Source organism: Bacillus sp. EB106-02-03-XG38 (genome assembly GCF_058792175.1).
Map to the genome: position 1 here is coordinate 546888 of NZ_JBYTED010000003.1, position 16574 is coordinate 563461.

The 16574-nt window shown below is 36.2% G+C and carries 17 protein-coding genes; 11 read left to right on the forward strand and 6 right to left on the reverse strand.

Annotation, left to right across the window (positions count from 1 at the left end; translation table 11 throughout):
- The first annotated feature begins 77 nt into the window (after nt 1-77).
- From dnaG to AC3WTI_RS17340, 5 genes are all read left to right on the forward strand, one after another.
- Complete coding sequence (gene dnaG / locus AC3WTI_RS17320) at nt 78-1874, forward strand: DNA primase (RefSeq protein WP_000528216.1); 1797 nt, start codon at nt 78-80, stop codon at nt 1872-1874.
- A 59-nt stretch (nt 1875-1933) separates the two neighbouring features.
- Nucleotides 1934-3061 (forward strand): RNA polymerase sigma factor RpoD, encoded by a 1128-nt coding sequence (gene rpoD, locus AC3WTI_RS17325; protein ID WP_000764063.1) that lies wholly within the window; start codon nt 1934-1936, stop codon nt 3059-3061.
- A 385-nt stretch (nt 3062-3446) separates the two neighbouring features.
- Nucleotides 3447-3803: a cytochrome c550 gene (gene cccA / locus AC3WTI_RS17330; RefSeq protein WP_000828147.1), complete on the forward strand. Its 357-nt coding sequence runs from the start codon at nt 3447-3449 to the stop codon at nt 3801-3803.
- A 165-nt stretch (nt 3804-3968) separates the two neighbouring features.
- The gene (locus tag AC3WTI_RS17335; protein ID WP_087956970.1) at nt 3969-4676 is read left to right on the forward strand and encodes a tRNA (adenine(22)-N(1))-methyltransferase; all 708 of its coding nucleotides are present in this window, start codon (nt 3969-3971) and stop codon (nt 4674-4676) included.
- On the forward strand, nt 4673-5794 hold the full coding sequence (locus AC3WTI_RS17340) for a Nif3-like dinuclear metal center hexameric protein (RefSeq protein ID WP_097841211.1): 1122 nt from the start codon (nt 4673-4675) through the stop codon (nt 5792-5794). Before AC3WTI_RS17335 ends, AC3WTI_RS17340 begins: the two co-directional genes overlap by 4 nt.
- A gap of 40 nt (nt 5795-5834) precedes the next feature.
- Here AC3WTI_RS17340 and AC3WTI_RS17345 read toward each other — a convergent pair whose 3' ends face one another.
- On the reverse strand, nt 5835-6785 hold the full coding sequence (locus AC3WTI_RS17345; protein ID WP_048531213.1) for a 4-hydroxy-3-methylbut-2-enyl diphosphate reductase: 951 nt from the start codon (nt 6783-6785) through the stop codon (nt 5835-5837).
- An 89-nt stretch (nt 6786-6874) separates the two neighbouring features.
- A complete protein-coding gene (vrrA, locus tag AC3WTI_RS17350) occupies nt 6875-7633 on the reverse strand; it encodes a VrrA/YqfQ family protein (protein ID WP_097841210.1) in 759 nt (252 codons plus the stop codon).
- 180 nt (nt 7634-7813) lie between these two features.
- On the opposite strand from vrrA, the gene AC3WTI_RS17355 reads away from it, so the two are divergent.
- The gene (locus AC3WTI_RS17355; protein WP_087956967.1) at nt 7814-9124 is read left to right on the forward strand and encodes a DEAD/DEAH box helicase; all 1311 of its coding nucleotides are present in this window, start codon (nt 7814-7816) and stop codon (nt 9122-9124) included.
- Nucleotides 9125-9411: 287 nt separating this feature from the next.
- Nucleotides 9412-10308, forward strand: a complete 897-nt coding sequence (locus AC3WTI_RS17360; protein WP_087956966.1) for a deoxyribonuclease IV — start codon at nt 9412-9414, stop codon at nt 10306-10308.
- A 26-nt stretch (nt 10309-10334) separates the two neighbouring features.
- Here AC3WTI_RS17360 and AC3WTI_RS17365 read toward each other — a convergent pair whose 3' ends face one another.
- Complete coding sequence (locus AC3WTI_RS17365; protein ID WP_048531205.1) at nt 10335-10589, reverse strand: DUF2624 domain-containing protein; 255 nt, start codon at nt 10587-10589, stop codon at nt 10335-10337.
- A 149-nt stretch (nt 10590-10738) separates the two neighbouring features.
- Between AC3WTI_RS17365 and AC3WTI_RS17370 the strand changes: the two genes are divergently transcribed.
- The 4 genes from AC3WTI_RS17370 to AC3WTI_RS17385 all read left to right on the forward strand — a co-directional run bounded on the left by AC3WTI_RS17370 (nt 10739) and on the right by AC3WTI_RS17385 (nt 13890).
- Nucleotides 10739-11617: a YitT family protein gene (locus AC3WTI_RS17370; RefSeq protein ID WP_000435958.1), complete on the forward strand. Its 879-nt coding sequence runs from the start codon at nt 10739-10741 to the stop codon at nt 11615-11617.
- Between the two features lie 242 nt (nt 11618-11859).
- Nucleotides 11860-12630: a metal ABC transporter ATP-binding protein gene (locus AC3WTI_RS17375; protein WP_048531203.1), complete on the forward strand. Its 771-nt coding sequence runs from the start codon at nt 11860-11862 to the stop codon at nt 12628-12630.
- A complete protein-coding gene (locus AC3WTI_RS17380; protein WP_087956965.1) occupies nt 12630-13463 on the forward strand; it encodes a metal ABC transporter permease in 834 nt (277 codons plus the stop codon). The genes AC3WTI_RS17375 and AC3WTI_RS17380 overlap by 1 nt, the downstream gene beginning before the upstream one ends.
- Nucleotides 13464-13476: 13 nt before the next feature.
- Nucleotides 13477-13890, forward strand: coding sequence for a Fur family transcriptional regulator (locus AC3WTI_RS17385; protein WP_087956964.1), 414 nt, complete (start codon nt 13477-13479; stop codon nt 13888-13890).
- Nucleotides 13891-13969: 79 nt separating this feature from the next.
- Here AC3WTI_RS17385 and ispG read toward each other — a convergent pair whose 3' ends face one another.
- The 3 genes from ispG to AC3WTI_RS17400 all read right to left on the reverse strand — a co-directional run bounded on the left by ispG (nt 13970) and on the right by AC3WTI_RS17400 (nt 16433).
- A complete protein-coding gene (gene ispG, locus AC3WTI_RS17390; protein WP_002194540.1) occupies nt 13970-15073 on the reverse strand; it encodes a flavodoxin-dependent (E)-4-hydroxy-3-methylbut-2-enyl-diphosphate synthase in 1104 nt (367 codons plus the stop codon).
- 164 nt (nt 15074-15237) lie between these two features.
- Nucleotides 15238-15603, reverse strand: a complete 366-nt coding sequence (locus AC3WTI_RS17395; protein WP_087956963.1) for a hypothetical protein — start codon at nt 15601-15603, stop codon at nt 15238-15240.
- Nucleotides 15604-15674: 71 nt separating this feature from the next.
- Entirely contained in the window at nt 15675-16433 is a 759-nt protein-coding gene (locus AC3WTI_RS17400) for a DUF1189 domain-containing protein (RefSeq protein WP_048531197.1), read from the reverse strand.
- Nucleotides 16434-16574 lie beyond the last annotated feature (141 nt).

Sequence of the window (16574 nt, forward strand, 5' to 3'; positions counted from 1 at the left end):
TTAGAAAAAATATTGTCGAATTATAAAGGAATTTTTTAATTTATATCGAATACAAAATACGACACGGAGATGGATTTATGGGGAACAGAATTCCCGAAGAAGTTGTTGAACAGATTCGGACATCATCGGATATTGTAGAAGTGATTGGTGAATACGTTCAACTTAGAAAACAGGGGCGTAACTATTTCGGCCTTTGTCCATTTCATGGTGAGAATTCTCCTTCATTCTCTGTTTCATCTGATAAGCAAATTTTTCATTGCTTCGGATGTGGGGAAGGTGGAAATGTATTTTCCTTTCTAATGAAAATGGAAGGACTTGCTTTTACCGAGGCTGTTCAAAAGCTAGGTGAAAGAAATGGAATTGCGGTTGCAGAGTATACATCAGGGCAAGGACAACAAGAAGACATATCTGATGACACTGTCATCATGCAACAGGCTCATGAACTTTTGAAAAAGTATTATCATCATTTATTAGTAAATACAGAAGAAGGAAATGAAGCACTTTCGTATTTGTTAAAGCGTGGTATTACGAAAGAGATGATTGAGAAGTTTGAAATTGGTTATGCGTCACCTGCTTGGGATGCAGCAACGAAAATTTTACAAAAAAGAGGTTTATCGCTGTCTAGTATGGAACAAGCTGGTCTTCTCATAAGAAGTGAGAAGGATGGTAGTCATTATGATCGCTTCCGTGGAAGGGTTATGTTTCCAATCTATACGTTACAAGGTAAAGTGATAGCGTTTAGTGGAAGGGCGTTAGGAGATGACACTCCGAAATATTTAAATAGCCCTGAAACACCGATTTTTCATAAAAGTAAATTGTTGTATAACTTCCACCAAGCGAGGCCGTTTATTAGAAAACGTGGGCAAGTGGTCCTTTTTGAAGGGTATGCCGATGTACTAGCTGCGGTAAAAAGCGGTGTGGAAGAAGCTGTTGCGACAATGGGAACAGCTTTAACTGAAGAACAAGCAAAACTTCTGCGACGTAACGTTGAAACTGTTGTTCTTTGCTATGATGGTGATAAAGCAGGACGAGAAGCAACGATGAAAGCAGGGCAATTATTGTTGCAAGTTGGTTGCCAAGTGAAAGTTACATCCTTGCCAGATAAGCTTGATCCTGATGAATATGTGCAACAATATGGGACGACTGCTTTTGAAAATCTTGTAAAATCAAGTATAAGTTTTGTTGGTTTTAAAATAAATTATTTGCGTTTAGGGAAAAATTTGCAAGATGAGTCTGGCAAAGAAGAATATGTGAAAAGTGTTTTAAAAGAGTTATCGTTGCTACAAGATGCGATGCAGGCAGAATCATATTTAAAGTCGTTATCGCAAGAATTTTCGTATTCAATGGAAACACTTTTGAATCAATTGCACCAATATCGCAAAGAACAAAAGGTACAGCAAAAACAAGTAAAGCAGGTTTCTAAGCCGTCTCAAATTGTTCAAACAAAACCGAAGTTAACAGGTTTTGAAAGGGCAGAAAGAGAAATTATTTACCATATGTTGCAAAGTCCAGAAGTGGCTGTTCGTATGGAATCCCATATAGAAGATTTTCATACAGAAGAACATAAAGGGATTTTATATGAACTATACGCATATTATGAAAAGGGAAATGAACCTTCAGTCGGAACATTTTTAAGTTGGCTCTCTGATGAAAAGTTGAAAAATATTATCACTGATATTTCGACGGATGAATTTATTAATCCAGAATACACAGAAGAAGTGTTGCAAGGCCATTTGGAGACGCTTAGACGTCATCAAGAAAAACTTGAAAAGATGGAAATCATCTTCAAGATAAAACAAATGGAAAAAACAGATCCTGTAGAGGCTGCTAAATATTATGTGGCATATTTACAAAATCAAAAAGCGAGAAAATAGCTTTTTTGATAAATTTTTAGTATAATGAATGTTTGTATCTCGCGTAAGGAGGGGAACAGATGGCTGACAAACCAGCTCGTTCTAAACAAATTGAAACTGAAATGACCCTTGAGCAAGTGAAAGAACAACTCACTGAGCTCGGAAAAAAACGTGGCGTTCTTACATATGAAGAGATTGCAGAACGCATGAATGGATTTGAAATTGAATCCGATCAAATGGATGAATACTATGAATATTTAGGTGAACAAGGAATTGACTTAGTTGGTGACAATGACAACGAAGAAGGTCCTAATAATCGCCAAATTTCAAAAACGGAAGAAGAATTCGACCTTAACGATTTAAGTGTACCACCTGGGGTTAAAATCAATGATCCAGTTCGTATGTATTTAAAAGAAATTGGTCGTGTAGATTTACTGTCTGCAGAAGAAGAAATTCGACTTGCAACGCGTATTGAAGATGGCGATGAAGAAGCAAAACGTCGTCTTGCAGAAGCAAACTTACGTCTTGTAGTAAGTATTGCAAAGCGCTACGTGGGCCGTGGTATGCTTTTCTTAGACTTAATCCAAGAAGGGAATATGGGTCTAATTAAAGCGGTTGAAAAGTTCGATTATCGTAAAGGTTTCAAATTCAGTACGTATGCAACTTGGTGGATTCGTCAAGCAATTACACGTGCGATTGCAGACCAAGCAAGAACAATTCGTATCCCAGTTCATATGGTTGAAACGATTAATAAGTTAATTCGTGTACAACGTCAATTATTACAAGATTTAGGACGCGAACCATCTCCTGAAGAGATTGGTGAAGAAATGGATCTTGCTCCAGAAAAAGTACGCGAAATCTTAAAAATTGCACAGGAGCCAGTTTCTCTTGAAACACCAATTGGTGAAGAAGATGACTCCCATTTAGGTGATTTTATTGAAGACCAAGAAGCAACTTCGCCTGCGGACCATGCAGCGTATGAATTGCTAAAAGAACAATTAGAAGATGTGTTAGATACACTAACAGATCGTGAAGAAAATGTTCTACGTCTTCGTTTTGGTTTAGATGATGGACGAACTCGTACGCTTGAAGAAGTTGGGAAAGTATTCGGCGTAACGAGAGAACGTATCCGACAAATTGAAGCAAAAGCACTTCGTAAATTAAGACATCCCAGCCGTAGTAAGCGTCTTAAGGATTTCTTAGAATAGGTTCTTTTTAAGTTTACTTCACCTGTGTGGAGTAAACTTTTTTATTTTGTTAATTTTTGTTAAACTTTAGCTGTCATCAACGATTACAATTTCTTGTAATTTATTTTACAGAATTGTCTTTTGATTTGCAAATGCTCATTTTTCGATTTTTCGATTAATTTTGTTTATTCTATACAAAAATATATGTAGAAAAGTGAAAAATATGATGAGAAACGTTAATAATTATCGAAATAATAAGCGATATAACAATAAAAAACAATAAACTGAATTTATGGAATATTTTTAACGATTAGTAGTTTACTCTTTTCTGATAGAGCGTTTTCAAGTACAATGGAAATGACTGAATCATCTAACTATTTAGGGGTATAGAGGGGGGAGAAGAGATATGAAACGTAATCCGCTGATTCCGTTCGCTCTTATTGCAGCATTAGGTATTATCGTTATGTTTGTATTTTCATTTCAGGGGCTAAATAAATCTAAAGAGTTAGCTGATGCAAAAAATGGTGGGAAGCCAGCGCAAACAGCATCAAAGCCAGAGGATATTGTGAAGCAAAGCTGTACGAGCTGCCACGGTGATCAGCTACAAGGGGCAGTAGGACCTAATTTACAAAAGATTGGTGGAAAACTTTCGAAAGAAGAGATTCAAGAAGTTATTTCGAAAGGAAAAGGAAACATGCCACCAAATATAGTTCCAGCTGATCAAGCCGCTAAAGTAGCTGATTGGTTATCGAAGAAAAAATAAAGTTCCGTATGACAAGTCTTTTGCTTATGCAAAGGGCTTGTTTTTCTATATTTTCTAAAATACGATGAATGATAGAGAAGTGAATTGTTGTTATGGGCTTGCAACAACTACTATAAATTCATTATCATGGAGACAGACTGACAAGAGAAGGAGTAATGGAAATACATGAATGAAGTAAAGCTTTCAAAACGATTAGAAGAAGTTGTGCGTGAAATACCAGTGGGATCTACAGTTGCTGATATTGGATCGGATCATGCGTATTTACCGTGTTATACAATTATAAATAATATTGCTACAAAAGCAGTTGCAGGAGAGGTTGTAGATGGGCCGTTTCGCTCTGCACAAGCAACTGTAGCTGAAAGTGGCTTACAAGATAAAGTAGACGTGCGTAAAGGGAATGGTTTAGCTGTTATAGCGCCAGGAGAAGTAGATGTAATTACGGTTGCCGGAATGGGCGGAGCATTAATTCGTGACATTTTAGAAAGTGGTAAAGAGAAATTAGAAGGTGTAACACGTTTAATTTTACAGCCGAATATTGCAGCGCATCACATTCGTGAATGGTTTATTGAGAATGGATGGGAGCTTATCCATGAAAAAATCGTAAAAGAAGATGGAAAAATTTATGAGATTTTAGTAGGAGAACGAGGAAACATCGAGTTGCCTTATTCTGAAAATAAACAAGCTGAATTATTTATGGGACCATTTTTAATAAAAGAAAAAAGTGAAGCTTTCGTTGAAAAATGGGAAGGAGAGTTGAAAAACTTCCAAAATATTTTAAAACAGTTAGAACGTGCGGTTGATTCTGAAGAAACAAAAGCGAAGCGTGCGGAAGTGGAAGCGAAAATGAAAATGATAGGGGAGGTTTTATCATGAGTAAAATTCCAAATGGCCATGAAATTATTTCTTTATTTGAAAGTATGTATCCGAAGCATTTGGCAATGGAAGGAGATAAGATCGGCCTGCAGATTGGAGCGCTTAATAAACCTGTGCAGCACGTATTAATTGCGTTAGATGTAACGGAAGAAGTGGTAGATGAAGCAATTCAATTAGGAGCAAATGTCATTATTGCACATCACCCTTTAATTTTTAATCCGTTAAAAGCAATCCATACAGATAAGGTGTATGGGAAAATTATCGAAAAATGTATTAAAAATGATATTGCAATCTATGCAGCACATACAAATGTGGATGTTGCTAAGGGCGGGGTAAATGATTTACTTGCTGAGGCGTTAGGATTGCAAAATACAGAAGTGTTGGCGCCGACATATGCAGAAGAAATGAAAAAAGTTGTTGTGTTTGTACCAGTAACTCATGCAGAAGAAGTACGCAAAGCATTAGGAGATGCAGGTGCGGGTCATATCGGCAATTATAGCCACTGTACGTTTAATAGCGAGGGTATAGGCACGTTTGTACCTCAAGAGGGGACAAATCCTTATATCGGGGAAACTGGGCAGTTAGAGCGCGTAGAAGAAGTGCGAATCGAAACGATTATTCCAGCTTCACTACAGCGAAAAGTGATGAAAGCAATAGTAACGGCACATCCATATGAAGAAGTAGCGTATGATGTGTATCCACTTGATAATAAAGGTGAAACATTAGGGCTTGGAAAAATAGGCTATTTACAGGAAGAAATGACACTTGGACAGTTTGCAGAACATGTAAAACAATCATTAGATGTGCAGGGTGCGCGTGTTGTTGGGAAATTAGATGATAAAGTGCGCAAAGTAGCTGTACTTGGTGGCGATGGTAACAAATACATCAATCAAGCTAAATTTAAAGGAGCGGATGTATATGTAACAGGTGACATGTATTATCATGTTGCTCATGATGCGATGATGCTCGGTTTAAATATAGTCGACCCAGGACATAACGTTGAAAAGGTAATGAAGCAAGGTGTACAGAAGCAATTACAAGAAAAAGTAGATGCAAAGAAACTGAATGTACACATTCATGCTTCGCAGTTACATACAGATCCATTTACATTTGTATAAGAGAAATAAAAACCGTTGCTCATATAGGCAACGGTTTTTATTATTGTTCTTTTTTCACTTTTACACGAGGTAATATTTTTTGTAACGGCACTTTCCGAACTCTTTCCCATGTAGCGGGATTCATTGGATCATATTGATCTAAGAAAGCGATAACTTCTTTCGTAATTGGCGTTGGAGTAGAAGCACCTGCTGTAACAGCTACGTTTTCTACACCTTGTAGCCATTCTAATTTGATTTCACTTACATCTGCAACGCGATATGCTTTCGTACCAGCGATTTCTTGTGATACTTGTGCTAAACGGTTTGAGTTGTTACTTTTCGGATCACCGACAACAATTGTTAAGTCTGCAACATCAGCTTGCTTAGCGACAGCTTCTTGGCGAACTTGGGTTGCTAGACAAATTTCCTTATGGAATTCTGCTGTTGGGAATTTCTTCTGAATGTCCTCCATTAAATGTTGAACATCCCATTGGCTCATCGTTGTTTGATTTGTAACTAAAATTTTATCCGTTGGAATTTCTAATGTTTTTAAATCATCAGCTCTTTCAATAAGATGAACGATATCAGGTGCAATACCAACTGCGCCTTCTGGTTCTGGATGATTTTTTTTGCCGATATAAATGACATGGTAACCTTCAGCTTTCTTTGCTTCAATAAGGTCATGTGTTTTTGTAACATCTGGGCAAGTAGCATCGATTGTCGTTAAACCTTTTTCTTTTGCACGTTGTTTAACTTCTGGAGAAACACCGTGTGCAGTGAAAATAACAGTACCAGAATCGATTTTATCTAAAATGTCTAATCGACTTGGCCCGTCTAATGTGATGATGCCATCTTCTTCGAATGCATCTGTTACATGTTTGTTGTGAACAATCATACCTAAAATATAAATAGGTCTTGGTAATGATGTATCTAATGCGGCGTTACGTGCAATAACCATCGCGTCCACAACACCGTAGCAATAACCACGAGGGGAAATTTTAACAATTTTCATATGAGTAATCCTCTCCTTCTAAACAAGGGATACTTTTGTGCATAGTCTTTTACATTATAAAGGAGGAGTGGATAGAAAACAAAGGATTGTTACACATATAGTTTTGGTTTTGTTGCTATTTTTTGAACGGGCTCTTCTCGTACTTCTTTTTCTATGACGGGCTCAATCACTATTTTTTTTCTTTTTCTTTTTTTTGGTGGAGGAGGTGGAGTTGCTACCTCAGCCTTCTCTGCTACGTCTTCCGTTTGATCTTCGGCTTGATTTTCTTCCGTACTTTTTCCAGAGGTGAGGATTTTAACAATGCTTGGTAGGTTACGCATAATGGGACCGTACTGTTCGACGACAGGGCTTACAGATTGAACCACTTGGGATACTTTTTCGATATTGTTTATCATATTAGTTGGATTCGAAATCAAATTCGAAATAAAGCTACCGATGCCACTGCTTGATGCCGTTGTAGTTGTTGCACCACCGCGCGTTTCATTTGATTCATACATTTGAGGGGGAATCATTTGCTCTTGATGTTGCTGCATATATGGTTGATATTGCTGTGAGTATTGCTGTTGGTACTGTGGTTGAAATTGTTGTTGGTATTGTGGTGGATAGTGCTGTTGATATTGTGGTGGCGGTTGCTGTTGCTGGTGCATCATTGGTGGTGCTCCTTCCATTTGTCGATAAGGCGGAACCATTTGCATGTAAGGTTCGGTTGGATCGTGCTTTTTAAAGAGTTTAGCAAGGAACCCTTTCTTTTTTTGTGCCATCGGTGGTAGCTGTGGAATTGGATATGGTGTATAAGGTTGCTGTCCTTGATTCGGATACATTTGCCTTGCGGGAGATTTTGGAAACATGTGAGAAATCCTCCTTTCTTCAGTTAGGTATATACACATACAATATGCAATAAGGGGGAAGAAGGTTAGTTTTTGAAGGAAAAACCTAAACTAAAGATGGATTTTACTTGTAGATTTCGATATAATGTAGACTTGACTGATTTGTGCGCGCAGTAGAAATTTAGAAAGAAGGTGTAACTTATGACACAACAAACTTTTACACAGTATGATTTTAAACCATTTTTAATAGATGCAGTTCGTGAACTACGCTTTACAGAGCCGACAGGAATTCAAAAGAAAATTTTCCCAGTCGTGAAAAAAGGTGTAAGTGTAATTGGACAATCCCAAACAGGTTCTGGGAAAACACATGCATACTTACTTCCTACATTGAACAGAATTAATGCAAGTCGTGAAGAAGTACAACTTGTTATTACAGCGCCTACTCGTGAGTTAGCACAACAAATTTACGAAGAAATCGTGAAATTAACAAAGTTCTGTGCGGAAGATCAAATGATTACAGTACGTTGTTTAATTGGTGGAACTGATAAACAACGCTCAATTGAAAAGTTGAAAAAACAACCTCATATTGTAGTTGGAACACCAGGACGTATTAAAGACTTAGTAGAAGAACAAGCACTATTTGTTCATAAAGCAAATACGATTATTGTTGATGAAGCAGACTTAATGCTTGATATGGGATTCATTCATGATGTAGACAAAATTGCAGCACGCATGCCTAAAAACTTGCAAATGCTAGTTTTCTCTGCAACAATTCCTCAAAAACTAAAACCGTTTCTGAAGAAATATATGGAGAATCCAGAGCATATTCATATTAACCCAAAACAAGTTGCAGCTGGAAATATTGAGCATTATTTAGTACCTTCTAAACATCGAAACAAAATTGATTTAGTGAACAAAATGTTGCTACAATTTAAACCGTATTTAGCAGTTGTTTTCACGAATACGAAAAAGATGGCGGATCAGGTTGCTGACGGATTAATGGAACGTGGCTTAAAAGTTGGACGAATTCACGGTGATTTATCACCACGTGACCGTAAAAAAATGATGAAACAAATTCGTGACCTTGAATTCCAATATATTGTTGCAACTGATTTAGCAGCACGTGGTATCGATATTGAAGGAATTAGTCATGTTATTAACTACGAACTTCCATCAGATTTAGATTTCTTCGTTCACCGCGTTGGAAGAACAGCACGTGCAGGACATTCAGGTATTGCGGTGACGATTTATGATCCAGCAAACGAAGAAGCATTAGATAGTTTAGAAAAACAGCGTCATATTGAGTTCAAGCATGTAGATTTACGCGGAGATGAGTGGGTGGATTTAGGTGAACGCCGTCGTCGTAAGAGCCGTAAGAAACCAAATGATGAACTTGACGTTATGGCAACGAAAGTTATTAAAAAGCCGAAAAAAGTAAAACCAAACTATAAACGTAAACTTGCAACAGAACGTGACAAAGTGAAGAAAAAATATAGCAATAAAAAAAGATAAGGGGAGCCCCCTTATCTTTTTTTATCCCGCTTTAATGGGCAGTAAGACCCCTACCTCAAAATTCAGCGAAAGCAAAGAAGTTAGGTGGGGGGCGGGCTGCCCATTAAAGTCCGATTGGTTCAACTAATAATCAGTGGGGATGAAGAAAACCCCCGCTGATTAAAGTTTCACTTTATCCGGCTATTTGCGGGATGATAATTAGTAGAGAATGGAGAAAAAACAATTCGCTACATATTTCTACAAATTATGCTATCATTATATCTATTGTATATTGAAGAGGTGATTGTATGTTAAAGATTGGATCTCATGTTTCCATGAGTGGTAAGAAAATGTTATTAGCAGCAAGTGAAGAGGCTGTTTCATACGGTGCAACAACGTTTATGATTTATACAGGTGCACCGCAAAATACAAGAAGAAAACCAATAGAAGAATTGAATATAGAAGCAGGAAGAAAACATATGGAGCTAAACGGTATTGAGGAAATTATCGTACATGCACCATATATTATTAATGTCGGGAATACGACGAAGCCAGAAACATTCCAATTAGGTGTAGACTTCCTTCGCATGGAGATTGAAAGAACATCAGCATTAGGTGTAGCGAAACAAATCGTTCTTCACCCAGGTGCGCACGTTGGGGCAGGAGCGGATGCTGGTATTCAACAAATTATTAAAGGGCTGAATGAAGTATTAACGCCAGATCAGACGGTTAATATCGCGTTAGAAACGATGGCAGGTAAAGGGACAGAATGCGGTCGTAGCTTTGAAGAAATTGCAAAGATTATTGACGGTGTAACATATAATGAAAAACTATCCGTATGCTTTGATACGTGCCATACGCACGATGCAGGATACGATATCGTAAATGATTTTGACGGTGTATTAAACGAATTTGATAAGATTGTTGGTATTGATCGTTTACAAGTACTTCATATTAATGATAGTAAAAATGTACGCGGCGCAGGAAAGGACCGTCATGAAAATATCGGTTTCGGTCATATCGGTTATAAAGCGTTGCATCATATTGTACATCATCCACAGTTAATGCACGTACCAAAAATTCTTGAAACGCCATATGTAGGTGAAGATAAAAAAGATAAGAAGCCGCCATATAAATTAGAAATCGAAATGCTGAAAAATGGTGCTTTTGATGAAGGAATTCTTGAGAAAATTAAAGCGCAATAAGCAATAAGGAGGGGATTTTCCCCTCCTTATTTTAGTAGTTGCTGAAATAAAGTATTCACTTGTTGGGCAGTTGCTGGGGAGGTTACTTTTGCTATTTGTTTTAAAAGCTCTAGTCGTTCGTCATTATCGTAAATATTAATATTCTTTCCTTTCATAAGTCCAACAATTTGATCAGCTTGTGCAGTCGTAATAGAAACCTCATACTCTTTACTATATTTCAATAACTCTTTTGTAGAAATATGATTTAATTTTTTATTTACAAGTTGTTTAATAAGATTCATCGAGTTATCCTCCTTCACTCGTTCTTCTATCGAAATATATGAGTATGTAGCTTGTACATATTCGTATAGAGTTTCTTTTTTCATGAGAAAAAGAAGCGTATGTTATAATATAAGGACAAAACTATAGAAAAAGAGTATAGGGAGGACTTATGGAGCAGAAGCAACATCGAAAAGAAAGTGTTATCCATCTTATTTATCGTTTAGTTATGATTATTTTTGGGGCAGCATGCGCAGCGGTAGCGATTGAACTATTCTTAATGCCAAATAAAATTATTGATGGTGGAATTATTGGTATTTCTCTTATATTAGATTATCTTACTCCTAATATTTGGTGGTTAAGTTTCTCTACTTTAGTCGTTATTCTCAATATCCCATTTATGTATTCGGGTTATAAGCAAATCGGAAAAACGTTCATGTTATCTTCGGCATTCGGTATTGTAGCTTTAGCGTTTATTGAATCAACGTTACATGCTGTTCCGCCATTTACAACAGAACCGATTTTAGCGACAGTGTTTGGTGGTCTTATTTTAGGTCTTGGTGTAGGGCTTGTTATTCGTCACGGTGGATCAATGGACGGAACAGAAATTATGGGTATTTTATTAACGAAGAAATTACCTTTCTCCGTTGGCGAATTTGTAATGTTTGTGAACTTATTTATTTTTGCATGGGCAGCATTTGTATTTGGTGTGGAACAAGCTATGTATTCTGTTATGACGTACTATATCGCATTCAAAACAATTGATACAGTCATTCAAGGTTTAGATGAAACGAAAGCAGTTTTAATTGTATCAGATCAATATGAGGAAGTATCAAATGCGATTTTGCATCGTCTTGGTCGTGGAACGACAAAGCTTGTAGCGAAAGGCGGTTACACGGATAAAGAAAAAGAAGTGATTTATGCAGTTGTAACGCGTCTGGAAGTGACAAAACTGAAATCAATTGTGTATGAAATTGATGCGAATGCGTTTGTTACAATTATGAGTACACAAGAGACAAATGGTGGCAAGTTTAAATCGGCTATTCACTAAAAAATGTATTAAGTAACAGTTTTCGTCAATCGGCAATGGGATGGACTTATTATATTAAGGCTTCACTTTATAGGAATATTTTTCGAAAGCAGAGAATTTTTCTCTGCTTTTTGTTATAATAAGAAGGTTTCTTGAAAAAGTAGATATATTTTAGGCAGATTGGTTTACAACTATAATAAGCTATACTATAATTCAAATAGATATAAATCGGAATCATTCTGAATTAAAATAGGTGAGATGCTATGAATAATATATTAGAAATAGAAGGATTGTCATTTCGATATGAAGATCGAAATGTGTTAGAAGATATTAACTTGCAAGTTCCGAAGGGAGCTTTTTTAGGTTTAGTTGGACCAAATGGTTCTGGGAAATCAACATTACTAAAATGTTTATTAGGTGTTTTAAAGCCAAAACAGGGAAGTATTCGTTTGTTTGGTGTTGATAGTAAGAAGTTTAAAGAATGGAACAAAGTTGGTTATGTGTCGCAAAAGGCAAATAGCTTTAATTCTGGTTTTCCGGCAACTGTGTTTGAAGTTGTGTCAATGGGACTCGTTTCGAAAAAAGGGCTGTTTCGCTTTTTCACGAAAAGCGATAAGGAAAAAGTAGAAAAAGCAATTGCTGATGTAGGGATGAGTGAGTTTCAAGGGCGCAATATCGGAGAACTTTCTGGTGGACAACAACAGCGTGTATTTATTGCTCGTGCGCTCGTTAGTGATCCTGAATTACTTATTTTGGACGAGCCTACTGTTGGAATTGATGTGAAGAATGTAGAAAGTTTTTATGAGATATTAGAGGATTTAAACAAAAGGTTAGGAATCACATTAATTCTCGTTACGCATGATATGGGAGCTGTTACTGAGAAAGTAACACATGTTGCATGCCTAAACCAACATCTACATTTCCATGGGAATGTAGAGAAGTTCCGAGAGTTAGAAGATGCGGAAATGTCTGTCCTATATGGACATCATGTTCATCGTTTAGAACACGAGCATGAGCATCACGGGAGGGTATAATGATACAAGATTTTTTACAATATGACTTTTTACGTAACTCTTTATATGCAGGGATTTTAATAGGACTTGTTGCGCCACTTATCGGTGTATTTGTTGTCATTCGTCGTATGTCGCTTATTGCAGATGCATTAAGTCACGTGACATTATCGGGTATTGCTGCAAGTTTACTATTAGAAAAAACAATTTTCACTGGGGGATTTTTAAATCCATTATATATGGGAATGGTTTTTTCTATTGGCGGGGCGTTACTAATTGAAAAACTACGTACTGTATATAAACATTATCAAGAATTAGCAATTCCAATTATTCTTTCAGCAGGAATGGGGATTGGCGTTATTTTTATTTCACTTGCAAATGGATTTAACACAGATTTATTTAGTTATTTATTTGGTAGCGTAAGTGCGGTAACAAGTACGGATTTAATCATTATTGGTATTGTAGCAATTGCTGTTATTGTAACGATTACTTTATTATACAAAGAGTTATTTTTACTATCGTTTGATGAAGAATATGCTGTATCAACTGGTTTGAGTGCAAAGTGGATTCACTTTATTTTCATTATATTGGTTGCTCTTGTCATTGCAGTATCAATGCGTGTAGTAGGGGTTCTTCTCGTATCATCATTAATGACGTTACCAGTTGCAGCAAGCATTCGTATTGCGAATGGATTTAAACAAACAATTTTCTTCTCCATTTTATTTGGTGAAATTGCAGTAATTGGTGGAATGTTTGCTTCGTATCAACTTGATCTAGCACCAGGTGGTACAATTGTTATGATAGCAGTTCTTATTTTAATTGGTGCGATTTTATGGAAGAAGAAAAAAACTGCATAAAGTAGGGATAGATATGAATCTAACAGAAGCTTTACGCCTAATGAAAGATAAAGGATACAAACATACTGGGAAAAGGGAAGAAATGCTCAGGTTATTTGCAGCTCACAATCGTTATTTAACGGCTAAAGACGTTTTAGAGCATATGAAGGATGATTATCCAGGTCTTAGCTTTGATACGATTTATCGTAACTTAACCGTGTTTGCTGATATTGGTGTTTTAGAACAAACAGAATTAAACGGTGAAAAACATTTTCGTTTTACATGTTCTATTATGGAACATCATCATCATTTTATTTGTTTAGATTGCGGGGGGACGAAAGAGATTACTTCCTGCCCAATGGATTTTATGAATAAAGATTTTAACGGTTATGAAGTAACAGGTCATAAGTTTGAAATATACGGACGTTGTCCAAAATGTGCAAAGTAAAAGCCCGTCAGTTATAGAACTGACGAGCTTTTTTACGTGGAAAAGAAGGCTGCTCACAAATATTGTGGCAACCTTCTTTTTATTGTTCTTGTGTTTCTTTTTCTTTTTCTCGTTCAGCAGCCATTTCAGCAGCAATTACGTCGATTTCTTTTTTCAGTTCTTCTACCATTATTTCTTCTGGTACTTTACGAACGACTTGCCCTTTACGGAATAATAGTCCTTCTCCACGTGCACCAGCAATACCGATATCAGCTTCACGAGCTTCACCAGGGCCATTTACAGCGCAGCCAAGTACTGCAACCTTAATTGGTACTTGTAGTGTAGAGATATATTCTTCCACTTCGTTAGCGATGCTAATTAAATCAATTTCAATACGACCACAAGTTGGACAAGAAATAAGTGTTGCTGCATTAGATGCAAGGCCGAATGACTTTAATAGTTCACGCGCAACTTTTACTTCTTCAACTGGGTCAGCACTTAATGAAATACGTAATGTATTTCCAATGCCTTTATTTAAGATTGCTCCAAGACCAGCGGCACTTTTTACAGTTCCAGCAAATAATGTTCCAGATTCTGTAATACCTAAATGTAACGGATAATCAAAAGCACGTGCAGCTTTCTCGTATGCTTCAATTGCTAAGTTAACATCAGAGGCTTTCATAGATACGATAATATCGTGGAAATCTAAGTCCTCTAAAATTTTAATGTGATGTAGGGCACTCTCGACCATACCATCTGCAGTTGGGTATCCGTACTTTTCTAAAATGTGACGCTCTAACGAACCTGCGTTTACACCGATACGGATTGGAATACCGCGTTCTTTTGCGGCATTTACTACAGCTTCTACTTTATGGCGACGACCAATGTTACCTGGATTGATACGTACTTTATCAATGCCACCTTCAATTGCTTTTAAAGCAAGGCGATAATCAAAATGAATATCAGCAACAAGTGGAATGTTGATTTGTTTTTTAATATCAGCAATAGCATTTGCTGCGCGTTCGTCTGGAACAGCAACACGCACGACTTGACAGCCAGCTTCTTCTAAACGTTTAATTTCAGCAACTGTTGCTTCAACATCATGTGTTTTTGTTGTTGTCATACTTTGTATAATTAATTCATTATTACCGCCAATTGTTAAATTACCGACTTTAACTGGACGTGTTTTTGTACGATGAGTCATTTCATTCACGAATAGATCGCTCTCCTTATAAAAGAAGTTTCTTATTTAGTCCCTTATATCAAGGATAGTATACGTGACATAGGGCTATAGAAACCGAAGTGCTCGGTTTCACTTTTACTATTGTATCAGCGCCTTTATGTAATTGACAAGGATTAAGTGATTGCTTATTGATATAACGGGAATTTATAAGACTTTCCAATTTGTATTTTTGTAGCAGATGTACTTTTGTTCAGTTGTTTAAAGTCATCAATTACCTTTTCAATAGAAGGGATTTTTTTCTTGTTAATTTGTTCAGTAATAGAAAGAACTGTCTCACCTGTTTTGACTTCAATTGTTTTATAAGAGACATCTGTTTCTTTTTCTACTTTGTTCTCTTTCTTTTGTTTTGTATCTGTACTTTCTTGTTTTATCGTTTGGGCTGCAGTTGTTTTTTTATATGAACTTAACATCGGTAAAGTGCCGATTTTTATATCGTAATAAAATATATAACCAAGAACAAGCACGAATAAGAATACACCTAATCTTTTCATATTCTTCACTCCTTTGCTAGGAATATATGCTTGTCCAAAAAAAAAATGCCTATTTAGGCATTTTTTTGTTATTATTTTTCTTTCGGTTTTGGAACTTCTTTAATCGTTAAGTATAGAACAATTAAAACAACTGCGATATAAATGAATGTTGAACCAGGTACAACAATTTTGAATGAATCCATAATCATAAAGAAGATGGTTGGAATTGTGTAGCTGTAAGCAGTTAACGTCCATACTTGCTTATAAGATAATTTACGTTGACCACTCATAGCAGAACCTATAAACGCAAGTAAAGTAATTCCTAAGAAAGTAATAAACAGTTGGAAGAGGTATACTAACACGCCGATAACAGCTAATAAAATTGGATAAATACTATCGAATACAGAAATGAAATCTTGCAAATCTTTCTTCTCAAGAGATGTCCCTAATAAATCATTGTAGGAGTATGTTTGTGTTTGACCATTTCCTATAGAAACTACTTTATCTTTTAAAATAAATAAACCAGTTTTATTTTGGTATTGTTCTATATCTGTTGTATTTGGATCAAATACGAAAAGAGCATCTCCCTCTTCTTTTTGAATAGGTTGTTCAATATCAGCTTTTAGTTCACCATTTTCGATCTTAAAATCAGGTAAATCTTTTTCAATTGCTTGATTTACCATAGTAACACTATCTTGTATAAAGCTACCGTAAAAGAACGTTCTTGGAATAGTAGTGATTAGACAAAGTAGCATAATATACAAAATGGTTTTTCCGATTTTTTGAAAACGGAATAACGCCATATCTTTAGGCGAATATACGCTTTTTGCTAATTGGGTAAATATGGACATAGATTCACTTCCTTTATGTATGTATAAAATCATTGTAACGTAGGAATCTAGGGAATCTCAAGATATATTATATTTACATATAGTGGAGATAACTAAATTTCTTTTTATTATTTTTCTTCTTTTAAAAGAGAAAAATACAAT

Coding starts and splice junctions, on each gene's coding strand:
- dnaG (WP_000528216.1), top strand. CDS start 78: ATGGGGAACAGAATTCCCGAAGAAGTTGTTGAACAGATTCGGACATCA.
- rpoD (WP_000764063.1), top strand. CDS start 1,934: ATGGCTGACAAACCAGCTCGTTCTAAACAAATTGAAACTGAAATGACC.
- cccA (WP_000828147.1), top strand. CDS start 3,447: ATGAAACGTAATCCGCTGATTCCGTTCGCTCTTATTGCAGCATTAGGT.
- AC3WTI_RS17335 (WP_087956970.1), top strand. CDS start 3,969: ATGAATGAAGTAAAGCTTTCAAAACGATTAGAAGAAGTTGTGCGTGAA.
- AC3WTI_RS17340 (WP_097841211.1), top strand. CDS start 4,673: ATGAGTAAAATTCCAAATGGCCATGAAATTATTTCTTTATTTGAAAGT.
- AC3WTI_RS17345 (WP_048531213.1), bottom strand. CDS start 6,785: ATGAAAATTGTTAAAATTTCCCCTCGTGGTTATTGCTACGGTGTTGTG.
- vrrA (WP_097841210.1), bottom strand. CDS start 7,633: ATGTTTCCAAAATCTCCCGCAAGGCAAATGTATCCGAATCAAGGACAG.
- AC3WTI_RS17355 (WP_087956967.1), top strand. CDS start 7,814: ATGACACAACAAACTTTTACACAGTATGATTTTAAACCATTTTTAATA.
- AC3WTI_RS17360 (WP_087956966.1), top strand. CDS start 9,412: ATGTTAAAGATTGGATCTCATGTTTCCATGAGTGGTAAGAAAATGTTA.
- AC3WTI_RS17365 (WP_048531205.1), bottom strand. CDS start 10,589: ATGAATCTTATTAAACAACTTGTAAATAAAAAATTAAATCATATTTCT.
- AC3WTI_RS17370 (WP_000435958.1), top strand. CDS start 10,739: ATGGAGCAGAAGCAACATCGAAAAGAAAGTGTTATCCATCTTATTTAT.
- AC3WTI_RS17375 (WP_048531203.1), top strand. CDS start 11,860: ATGAATAATATATTAGAAATAGAAGGATTGTCATTTCGATATGAAGAT.
- AC3WTI_RS17380 (WP_087956965.1), top strand. CDS start 12,630: ATGATACAAGATTTTTTACAATATGACTTTTTACGTAACTCTTTATAT.
- AC3WTI_RS17385 (WP_087956964.1), top strand. CDS start 13,477: ATGAATCTAACAGAAGCTTTACGCCTAATGAAAGATAAAGGATACAAA.
- ispG (WP_002194540.1), bottom strand. CDS start 15,073: ATGACTCATCGTACAAAAACACGTCCAGTTAAAGTCGGTAATTTAACA.
- AC3WTI_RS17395 (WP_087956963.1), bottom strand. CDS start 15,603: ATGAAAAGATTAGGTGTATTCTTATTCGTGCTTGTTCTTGGTTATATA.
- AC3WTI_RS17400 (WP_048531197.1), bottom strand. CDS start 16,433: ATGTCCATATTTACCCAATTAGCAAAAAGCGTATATTCGCCTAAAGAT.